Genomic DNA, 3,329 nt, shown 5'->3' with positions numbered 1-3,329 from the left:
TAGAACCATCGCCGCCACCGGTTGCCGCAAGGGCAACCCCCACCGCAGAACTTACGGTGCTCACGCTGGTTGCGGAGGAACTTCCTGCCGAAACCGACGCGGCAGCCGACCCTGCAGCTTCACCCACCTGAACGGGGGCAGCATAGACAGAAGTCGCCGCAAGCGCAGATATAGCCCAAAGGCCATACAGAACTTTTTTCATCACAAATTCCCTTCATTGTATGAATGGAGATTTACCCAAAAGAATTTCGGGCGAGATCGAGTATACACAAGCCAAAGTGTGCAAATTACGCCAGGCGGGAATTTAGGATAATTAGATAGCAAGAAATAAAATGATTAAAGGCAGATAATTAAATCAATACAATCATAAAGTTAAAATATAAAAACAAAAACACAACATCCGGTAATTCTGAAAAAACCAGAAACACGATAACGTTGAATGAATTATTTTAGGATTAAGCTCAATAAAGGTGTAAAGCAAAAACGTAGATATTCTGGCGCCAGATTATAAAAAAGCCGATATTAATATCGGCTTTTTTATAAGTAATCTGCAAATTCATTCGAATTGCAGCAAGGCGGCAAGATCGTTAATCCCCGGGAGCATAGATAGCTATGCGACCGGGGTTAACGAACGCAGCCAACAGCGCTGCGGCTCGAAGGAAGAAGCAGATTAACGCCAGGACTTATAACGGTTAATCAAACCGTTAGTTGAGCAATCATGGCTGGTGATTTCTTTATCATCATTCAGCTCTGGCAGAATGCGATTCGCCAGCTGTTTGCCCAGCTCAACGCCCCACTGGTCAAAGGTGAAGATATTCAGGATCGCGCCCTGAGTGAAGATTTTGTGCTCGTACAGCGCAATCAGCGCACCCAGGCTGAACGGTGTGATTTCGCGCAGCAGGATGGAGTTAGTTGGACGGTTACCTTCGAACACTTTGAACGGCACAACGTGGTCAAGCGTTGCCGGATCTTTACCCTGGTCGCGGTATTCCTGCTCAACCACTTCACGAGATTTACCAAAAGCCAGCGCTTCGGTCTGAGCGAAGAAGTTAGACAGCAGTTTCGGATGGTGATCCGACAGCGGGTTGTGGGTGATTGCCGGAGCGATGAAATCGCACGGAACCATTTTGGTACCCTGATGAATCAGTTGGTAGAACGCATGCTGACCGTTAGTACCCGGCTCACCCCAGATGATTGGGCCTGTCTGGTAATCCACCGCATTGCCGTTACGGTCAACGTATTTACCATTGGATTCCATATTGCCCTGCTGGAAGTAGGCCGCGAAACGGTGCATATACTGGTCGTACGGCAGAATCGCTTCGGTTTCAGCACCGAAGAAATTGTTGTACCAGATACCGATCAGCGCCAGCAGCACCGGCAGGTTTTTCTCCGCCGGAGTGGTGGAGAAGTGTTTGTCCATGGCGTGCGCGCCAGAGAGCAGCTCAACAAAGTTGTCGAAGCCCACAGAAAGGATGATGGACAGACCGATTGCAGACCACAGGGAGTAACGACCGCCAACCCAGTCCCAGAACTCGAACATATTGGCGGTATCAATACCGAACTCGCCAACCGCTTTACCGTTAGTGGAGAGCGCTGCGAAGTGTTTGGCAACGTGCTTGTTGTCGCCAGCGGTCGCCAGGAACCAGTCGCGCGCGCTGTGGGCGTTAGTCATGGTTTCCTGAGTGGTGAAGGTTTTGGAAGCGACCAGGAACAGCGTAGTCTCCGGATTCACTTTCTTCAGCACTTCGGCAATGTGCGTACCATCGACGTTAGACACAAAATGCATGTTCAGGTGATTTTTGTACGGGCGCAGCGCTTCGGTCACCATGAACGGGCCGAGGTCTGAACCGCCGATACCGATGTTCACGACATCAGTAATGGCTTTACCGGTATAGCCTTTCCAGCTTCCGGAGATAATCGCTTCAGAGAAGGATTTCATCTTCTCCAGTACCGCGTTCACTTCCGGCATCACATCTTTGCCGTCAACGATGATTGGAGTGTTGCTACGGTTGCGCAGCGCCACGTGCAGCACGGCACGATCTTCAGTGCGGTTAATTTTCTCACCGGAGAACATGGACTTGATGGCGCCTGCCAAATCGGTCTCTTTCGCCAGATCCTGCAGTTTAGCCAGCGTCTCTTCAGTGATGCGGTTTTTGGAGAAATCCACCAGCATCAGATCGTCAAACGTAGCGGAAAATTTAGCGAAACGATCACTATCTTTCGCGAACAGATCCGCGATAGTAACGTCTTTCATCTCTTCAAAGTGTTTTTGTAGTGCCTGCCAGGCTGAGGTCTGCGTTGGATTGATGTTTTTCATTAGCAATACTCTTCTGATTTTGAGAATTGTGACTGAGATCGATTGTAACGCCAGTCACAGAAAAGTGTGATTGTTTTAATGCCATCGCCCTTGTATCCATCGAACCAGGGTAAAAAGTATAGATGTTATAAGCGCTGTTACTGAACGGAAACGCAGCATGAAAAATCCGCATAATCCCAGCGTTGACAGTGCAAGCTACACATTTTATTTATAAATACGGTATTTGCATTTGCGCCTGCACCGGTTTTCGTTCTGCCTTATGTGCCATGGTCGCTCTATTCATTCCCTGACACGAGGTAGTTATGACTGATGTAGTTGTCTCCAAGTTTGGCGGTACCAGCGTGGCGGATTTTGATGCCATGAATCGCAGCGCTGATGTGGTGCTTTCTGATGCTAACGTCCGTGTAGTGGTACTTTCCGCTTCCGCTGGAATTACCAACCTGCTGGTCGCACTGGCTGAAGGGCTGGAGCCAACCGAGCGCTTCGAAAAACTCGACGCTATTCGTCAAATTCAGTTCAATATTCTGGAACGCCTGCGTTATCCGAACGTAATTCGTGAAGAGATTGAACGTCTGCTGGAAAACATCACCACGCTGGCAGAAGCGGCGTCACTGGCGACCTCAACCGCCCTGACCGACGAACTGGTCAGCCACGGTGAACTGATGTCTACCCTGTTGTTCGTCGAAATCCTGCGTGAACGCAACGTGCAAGCACAGTGGTTTGACGTGCGTAAAGTGATGCGCACCAACGATCGTTTTGGTCGCGCAGAACCCGACGTCGCGGCGCTGGCTGAACTGGCAACGCTTCAGTTGGCCCCGCGTCTGAGCGAAGGTCTGGTAATCACTCAGGGTTTTATCGGCAGCGAAGGCAAAGGCCGCACCACCACGTTGGGGCGCGGCGGTAGCGATTATACAGCCGCCCTGCTGGCCGAAGCGCTGCACGCAACGCGCGTCGATATCTGGACCGATGTTCCTGGCATTTACACTACCGATCCGCGCGTTGTTCCTGCAGC

General features: G+C 50.5%; 3 protein-coding genes. 1 reads left to right on the top strand and 2 read right to left on the bottom strand.

The annotated features are described in order from the left end of the window. Together yjbE and pgi are read right to left on the bottom strand one after the other, a co-directional pair. A partial coding sequence (gene yjbE / locus FDW87_RS10255; RefSeq protein WP_137379713.1) for an exopolysaccharide production protein YjbE occupies nucleotides 1–202 on the bottom strand: 202 nt, incomplete at its 3' end. Between the two features lie 468 nt (nucleotides 203–670). After that, nucleotides 671–2,317, bottom strand: coding sequence for a glucose-6-phosphate isomerase (gene pgi / locus FDW87_RS10250; RefSeq protein WP_016155434.1), 1,647 nt, complete (start codon nucleotides 2,315–2,317; stop codon nucleotides 671–673). A gap of 302 nt (nucleotides 2,318–2,619) precedes the next feature. Here pgi and FDW87_RS10245 point away from each other — a divergent pair. Next, a partial coding sequence (locus tag FDW87_RS10245) for an aspartate kinase (RefSeq protein ID WP_137379712.1) occupies nucleotides 2,620–3,329 on the top strand: 710 nt, incomplete at its 3' end.

The sequence above is a fragment of the Citrobacter sp. wls826 genome (genome assembly GCF_005281245.1).
In the GTDB taxonomy this organism is placed as follows: Bacteria; Pseudomonadota; Gammaproteobacteria; order Enterobacterales; family Enterobacteriaceae; genus Citrobacter; species Citrobacter braakii.
This window is presented reverse-complemented; position numbering and strand designations above follow the sequence as displayed.

Excerpts from the sequence above, each read along its gene's own strand:
- pgi (WP_016155434.1), bottom strand. The coding sequence starts at position 2,317 with ATGAAAAACATCAATCCAACGCAGACCTCAGCCTGGCAGGCACTACAA.